The organism is Microbacterium sp. H6, assembly GCF_003314775.1.
In the GTDB taxonomy this organism is placed as follows: Bacteria; Actinomycetota; Actinomycetes; order Actinomycetales; family Microbacteriaceae; genus Microbacterium; species Microbacterium oxydans.
The window spans coordinates 4,643-9,506 of sequence record NZ_QOAY01000218.1 but is presented as its reverse complement, the minus strand read 5'-3'; the positions used below and the strand labels follow the sequence as shown (position 1 = coordinate 9,506).

6 protein-coding genes and 1 tRNA gene are annotated in these 4,864 nt (G+C 65.8%); 4 read left to right on the top strand and 3 right to left on the bottom strand.

The genetic code is table 11. The annotated features are described in order from the left end of the window. Positions 1-113: 113 nt before the first annotated feature. The gene (dcd, locus tag DSP71_RS14370) at positions 114-719 is read right to left on the bottom strand and encodes a dCTP deaminase (protein WP_045263886.1); all 606 of its coding nucleotides are present in this window, start codon (positions 717-719) and stop codon (positions 114-116) included. 373 nt (positions 720-1,092) lie between these two features. On the opposite strand from dcd, the gene DSP71_RS14365 reads away from it, so the two are divergent. The 3 genes from DSP71_RS14365 (at position 1,093) to DSP71_RS14355 (ending at position 2,731) form a co-directional block, all read left to right on the top strand. Further along, a complete protein-coding gene (locus DSP71_RS14365; RefSeq protein WP_036286677.1) occupies positions 1,093-1,350 on the top strand; it encodes an AlpA family transcriptional regulator in 258 nt (85 codons plus the stop codon). Then, complete coding sequence (locus DSP71_RS14360) at positions 1,350-2,606, top strand: tyrosine-type recombinase/integrase (protein ID WP_113681432.1); 1,257 nt, start codon at positions 1,350-1,352, stop codon at positions 2,604-2,606. Before DSP71_RS14365 ends, DSP71_RS14360 begins: the two co-directional genes overlap by 1 nt. 54 nt (positions 2,607-2,660) lie before the next feature. Further along, positions 2,661-2,731: transfer RNA gene (locus tag DSP71_RS14355), tRNA-Gly, on the top strand. Between the two features lie 318 nt (positions 2,732-3,049). Here the strand turns inward: DSP71_RS14355 and DSP71_RS14350 are convergent. Next, a complete protein-coding gene (locus DSP71_RS14350) occupies positions 3,050-3,397 on the bottom strand; it encodes a sulfate permease (RefSeq protein WP_309472625.1) in 348 nt (115 codons plus the stop codon). A gap of 226 nt (positions 3,398-3,623) precedes the next feature. On the opposite strand from DSP71_RS14350, the gene DSP71_RS14345 reads away from it, so the two are divergent. Next, positions 3,624-4,361, top strand: coding sequence for a DUF6349 family protein (locus DSP71_RS14345; protein WP_036286684.1), 738 nt, complete (start codon positions 3,624-3,626; stop codon positions 4,359-4,361). A gap of 66 nt (positions 4,362-4,427) precedes the next feature. Here the strand turns inward: DSP71_RS14345 and DSP71_RS14340 are convergent. Then, positions 4,428-4,864: hypothetical protein (locus DSP71_RS14340; RefSeq protein WP_258546456.1), on the bottom strand; the 437-nt coding region annotated here is incomplete at its 5' end.

Below are 4,864 nucleotides of genomic sequence, written 5' to 3'. Positions count from 1 at the left end.
TCAGCGACTCGTCCGGAAGATCGAGCCCTTCGGGCAGATCGGGGCCCTCCGGGGAGGGCGTCTGCTCCGGGATGACGGGCTCTTCCGGCTGCGTGCCGCTCGCGTCGGTCATCTCAGCCTCCGACTGCTCCGACGTCGGTGGTGCCGACATCCGTCCGATGGAAGTTCTGGAACGACCGGGAGGCCGTCGGTCCGCGCTGACCCTGGTAGCGGTTGCCGTAGGGGCCGGATCCGTAGGGGTTCTCGGCGGGAGAGGTGAGCCGGAAGAAGCACAGCTGACCGATCTTCATGCCCGGCCACAGCTTGATCGGCAGGGTCGCGACGTTCGCGAGTTCGAGCGTGACGTGCCCTGTGAAGCCGGGATCGATGAAACCCGCGGTCGAGTGCGTGATGAGTCCGAGGCGTCCGAGCGACGACTTGCCCTCGAGACGTGCCGCGATGTCGTCGGGCAGCGTGACCTGCTCGAACGTCGCCCCGAGCGCGAACTCGCCGGGGTGCAGGATGAACGGCTCGTCGGGGTCGACCTCGATCAGGCGCGTGAGCTCCGGCTGGTCGACCGACGGATCGATGAACGGATACTTGTGGTTGTCGAACAGGCGGAAGTACCGGTCCAGACGCACGTCGATGCTCGACGGCTGGATCATCCCGTCTTCACGCGGGTCGAGGCCGATGCGGCCGGATGCGAGTTCTGCCTTGATGTCGCGGTCGCTGAGAAGCACGGCACCAGCCTAGTTGCCAGGGGCTTCCGACGCCGTGCCTGCTTTGGCCAAAGGGCACCGGACGGGTAGGCTGGCGTTCGCCCGCTCCTCGGATGCGGGTACGGGGCTGTAGTTCAATGGTAGAACTTCTGCTTCATCATCCCAGACGCGCCTCGCCCCTCATCTAGGTCTCCTGGACCCAGCAATTGCTGGTGTCCAGCGGTGTCTTCGACACCATGGGAGACCACCGATGACCGCATTCTCGACGGAGTTTCGACGGAGAAACCCTGCATTGGGTGCCGATCGGCCGCGCCGACGTCACCGTTCTGCACCACATCTCACCCGAGGTTCAGCGCAGCGATGCCGCGTTGCACGGCTGTCGCACCTACGGTGCATGACACCACAGACGCCCCGACCCCGCGACCCCGCCCCGCTCGACCCGACGAGGCTCGACCTGACTGCCGACGGCGCACCGATCATGTGGACGGTCGAGGAGACGGCCGCGTTCCTCGGGCTCACCCGGCACACCCTCGACGTGTGGCGGTCGAACAGGTCCGGCGGACCGGTCTACGTCAAGATCGCAGGCAACCGCATCCGCTACTTTCCTGCCGACGTGCGGGACTGGCTCATCGCCCAGCGGCGGGGGTCGTGATGCCCAGGCCGAAGAAGCAGCCGGGTGAGCTCGGCAGGGTTAGTGTCCAGCAGTACCGGGAGCGGTTCCGCGCCGACACCCGCATTCGTGACGGCGAAGGTCGAGCACACCACGTGCAGGGGTGGGGTCCTTCCCCGGAAGCCGCGCAAGACGACCTGCAGCGCAAGGCCCACCTCATCTGGGGCGGCGTCTTCCAGCAGGTCGACCCGGCCGGGACGGTCGAGCAGCTCGCCGTCGCCTGGTTGCTGGATCTCCGGCGGAATCGGCAATGGGACGAGGCCGACCCGCAGCCGGGCAAGATCAAGCCGCAGTCGATCGATCGCTATGAGGGAACACTGCACAGCACGATCAAGCCGCTGCTCTGGGGAGTGAAGATCACGTCGTTGACGCCGGCGCGCATCTACAACTTCCTCCACGAGGTAGCCCGCACGAAATCGAATCACGAGGCCTTGATGGCTCGCAGCGTGCTCGCCGGCATGTTCGACCTAGCGATTCTGCACGGTGTCGTCTCGCCAGGAGCCAGTCCGGTGCCCTCAGTAAGGACACTCGCCATCCACCGCCCAGCCTCGAAGCTGATTGCGTTGACTGACGACGACCTCGCGGTGATCATCCAGCTCGTCCTGGCGTGGGAGCAGAATCGTGGAAGCAAGACCGGGAAGCGACCCGACGTGCGCCTCCTCGCCGATCTCCTCATACTCACGAACCGCCTGACCATCCGGCTCTCCGAAGCCCTGGCACTCCGGCGCGAAGACGTCGTGCTCCGCCCGAACAAGCAGAGTGTCCTCACCGAGCACGTCTGGATCAACGGCACGATGACCCACACGGACGAAAAGGGTCTCTACAGACAGTCCGAGCTGAAGGGCAAAGGCCAGGAGAGACTGATCGAGGTCGTGAACACCGATGTGCACGCCGTGCTCAAGCGGCGGATGGCCGACTCCCTCGGCGATCTGCTGTTCGTCACACGCGCCGGAAAGGGGATGTACCCCGAGCGCCCACAAGCGCTGGCGCGCAGGTTCCGAGCGGCACACAAGGAGGAGCTGGACGCTATCGGCGTGCCGCAGGAGATGTTCGTCTACCGCTCGATGCGAAAGTCTGCTGCGGCTGCGCTCGGCGCCGACACCGCTCAGCAGGTCCTCGCGCACGAGAGCAAGCGGACGACGACACAGCACTACACCGGCAGAGAGGAGAAGATCGTCGGCGCCGAGTCGCTGCTAGCTTTGAGCGGCTCGATCGAGCACCGCGACTGCCAACCGTAGACACGCGCGTTCGCCATGCGCGCCCACGTCCCGTATGCTGGAGGTCACCTACTCGGGGACGTCGTTCAATGGTAGGACGGCTGCTTCCCAAGCAGCCAACGCGGGTTCGATTCCCGTCGTCCCCTCTCTGTGGCCTCGGCGGACCCCCTTGATACGCGAATGTACTGTGCGTGCGGCTCGGGTCGTCATCGGTACCGGTCAGCCGTGTCTTACGTCGAGTCCTGCTTCTCCCTTGGACAACACGCGGCTGGATTGGGGCTTTGCTATGTGCTTCTAGGAGCATGTGGACGCGATCCGGGAACGGATCAGAGAACTTGATGAGCAATGTGACACCGTCGAGCGGCCCAAACCGTTCCTGATCGCGGCGCGCTCTGTCGACTAGCCAGTCGAACGGTGGAAAGAGCCTTAGCTAGCTCAAGTCGCCCGGAAGCGCCGCGTGCCGTCTACGCAGACTCGGCGGTGGTCTGGCGTACCATACGGCCCACACGCCGCTGCTGGCCGCGCTCGCGGAGTCGTGTTTTCGCTAGAAGGATGAGGCTGATGGGGCCCATGATGAGGAACTTGAGTGCCGACCAGAGGCAGACCAGCACGATCAGGTTGAGCCATCCGGGCGCGCCCGCCTCGATGGCGGTAGTGCACCAGTAGGCGATCGCGAAGTACGGAGCGGCGAGGAGCATCCCGGGGACGCCCCACTTGAGGCCCCTGCGCGTGCGGATGAGGTCGAGGACGATGTTGCTCGGCATCCACACCCGCAAGAACCCACGGATGAAAATACTGGCAGCCAGGATCATTCGGAACACAGCAGGCACCTCCCACAATGGCGACATCGTTCTTGGGGGAAGGACTCGTCCCGGAGCGGAATCTCCGGGTTCGTCGACCGCCGTGCACTGAACCGGCGGCGCATCATGTGTTGATCGCCTGTACTCAGGCTACTCCTCCCATCCCGCTCCCGGAAGGGACCGACGCAGCGGTCCGTACGCACGTCGCGCACCTGACGGTCGAAGGGAGATGAGGCCGATGGCTGATCGGATAGGCGGGCAGCTGGCGTTCGACTTCGACGAGCTGGCTCGAGAGGATGCGCGCGCCAGTCTCGGCGAGTGGTCGGGCGCGCCTTTGCACTTCACGACGGACTACTACCCGCCGCGTGAGCTGGATGAGGCGTTCGCACACTGGTGCTTCCTGAACACGCACTTCGATTCCTACGCGAGCAGCCATATGTGGCACCGCGCTATCACGATTCCCGGCGACATGACGGTCGGTGACAGCGAGCACACGGCCTCGACGTTCACTGCGGAGCTGCGACCCCGTGTCGCGCAGGAGGGGCCCGGTGGGTTGCTCACGCAGCTGATCTGCGAGCCCTGCGAGTGGCATGCGATCAGCGGGGATGAGAATCACGCTGTCGAAGCGTGGCACGATCACGCGTTCCCCGGCTGGCGCGACCTTCCGGTGATCCCTGCGCAGATCCGGGTGCGGTCCGAGTCCGGGTTGACGAAGCTCGCAACGGCGTGGATCGCAGAGCACTATCCGGTTGAGGCGCAGGTGCCGGGCGCGCCGATCATCACGGAGCGCGCCTCGCACGGAACGCGCCACGTGGCCGGCTACTCGCCGTGGGGAGGCTACGACCTCTCCGCTACTGCGCTCGATCGTCCCGCACCGCCATCGACATCTCCGAAGCGTTCTCCCGCTCGCGCGCTCCCTCAGCCATTGCCGCCCGCGGCTGGCCCTGCACGGCCCGGGCATGTCCTCGGCGCATGATCGTGCTCGCATGCCTGGGGCGAGACAACCATCGTCGTCTCGCCCCAGAAGCCGTCGTCGTCGTTTTCAGGTCAGCTCGCCGGTCTGCGTATCGAGGTGCTGGTAGAAGTCCCTCTCAGCCTGGCGGCGACGTTCGACGTCCGCGACGACGAACTTGACGAAGTCCTCGTCACGGTTCGCGATCACGATGTCCTCGACCGGCTCGGCGGCGTCCTCGCCAGGCCACACGGTCTGCCGTGTAGGCCGGTCACGATCCAACCTCGTCCCCGACGCGGCGACCCAGTCCCGTAGACGGCCGCGGGCATCGGTGAAGTCGCGGTGCCAGCCCAGCGGGGCGGAGCCGTTCTGTTCCGGGTCGTAGGCGCACAGCCAGTGCAGGTGCAGCGCGGACAGCTCCCACAGCAGCTCGGGATGCCGGTACCAGAACGGCGGCACCACGCTCGCGGGCAGCCCGTACGTGCGGCGCAGCCAGTTCACCCAGCTGTTGAGCTCCAGCCACTCGT

Coding starts and splice junctions, on each gene's coding strand:
- DSP71_RS14345 (WP_036286684.1), top strand. CDS start 3,624: ATGGCTGATCGGATAGGCGGGCAGCTGGCGTTCGACTTCGACGAGCTG.
- DSP71_RS14360 (WP_113681432.1), top strand. CDS start 1,350: ATGCCCAGGCCGAAGAAGCAGCCGGGTGAGCTCGGCAGGGTTAGTGTC.
- DSP71_RS14350 (WP_309472625.1), bottom strand. CDS start 3,397: ATGATCCTGGCTGCCAGTATTTTCATCCGTGGGTTCTTGCGGGTGTGG.
- DSP71_RS14365 (WP_036286677.1), top strand. CDS start 1,093: ATGACACCACAGACGCCCCGACCCCGCGACCCCGCCCCGCTCGACCCG.